The 1190-nt window shown below is 72.4% G+C and carries 1 pseudogene; it reads left to right on the plus strand.

Going from position 1 to position 1190, the window contains the following annotated elements:
* Nucleotides 1–1190 (plus strand): annotated as a pseudogene (locus tag ACZ4M3_RS18955) (hypothetical protein); the annotation flags it as partial.

A 1190-nucleotide genomic window follows, 5' to 3' on the forward strand; every position in this document is an offset into this window, starting at 1 on the left:
CGGTGCCACCCTGAGCACCCTGCGCTCCCGAACCGCCCTGGAATCCCTGGTTCCCCTGGAACCCCTGACTGCCCTGGAACCCCTGCGCACCGGCGCCACCCTGGTTGCCCTGACTGCCCTGCGTACCGGTAGTGCCCTGCACGCCCTGCGTACCGGCAGTGCCCTGACTACCCTGCGCCCCGGTGCCACCCTGAGCACCCTGCGCTCCGGTGCCGCCCTGGAATCCCTGGTTCCCCTGGAACCCCTGACTGCCCTGGAACCCCTGCGCACCGGCGTCACCCTGGTTGCCCTGACTGCCCTGGTCCCCTTGCACGCCGGTGGCACCCTGGAACCCCTGGCTGCCCTGGACTCCGGCGCCGCCCTGGAAGCCCTGGTTGCCCTGCGGCCCGGTACTCCCCTGGCTGCCCTGGCTGCCGGCGTCGCCCTGGCTGCCCTGTACTCCGGCTCCGCCCTGGAAGCCCTGACTGCCCTGGAACCCCTGACCGCCCTGGTTCCCCTGCACACCGGTGTTGCCCTGACTGCCCTGACTGCCCTGGAACCCCTGGGTGCCGGGACTGCCCTGGCTGCCCTGCGGGCCGGCCCCCGAACCACCCGGGCTGCCCTGCGCACCCTGGAAACCCTGCGGGCCGATACCACCCTGGGTACCCTGCACACCGGGACCACCCTGGACACCGGGACCACCCTGGGTGCCAGGGACGCCCTGGGATCCTGGCGTGCCCATGTCGCCCTGCGTGCCCTGGCTTCCCTGACTGCCGGAACCACCCTGATTGCCCTGCATGCCCTGGCTGCCGAGACCGCCCTGACTGCCCTGCGTTCCGGTCTCGCCCTGGCTCCCCTGGGTTCCGATTCCCTGGAACCCTTGCGCACCGGTGTCGCCTTGGAATCCCTGACTCCCCTGGGTTCCTTGCGCACCGGTGTCGCCCTGGAACCCCTGACTGCCCTGCGCGCCTTCGTCGCCCTGGCTGCCCTGACTGCCCTGCGAGCCGTCGCCGCCCTGGCTGCCCTGGGCTCCGGTACCGCCCTGGCTACCCTGGAAACCCTGCGTCCCCATATCGCCCTGGCTGCCCTGGACGCCGACCCCACCCTGACTGCCCTGCGGCCCGGTACCACCCTGGCTACCCTGCGCGCCTTCGTCGCCCTGGCTGCCCTGACTGCCCTGCGAGCCGTCGCCGCCCTGGCTGCCCTGCGGC

Source organism: Streptomyces sp. NPDC026522, assembly GCF_055567555.1.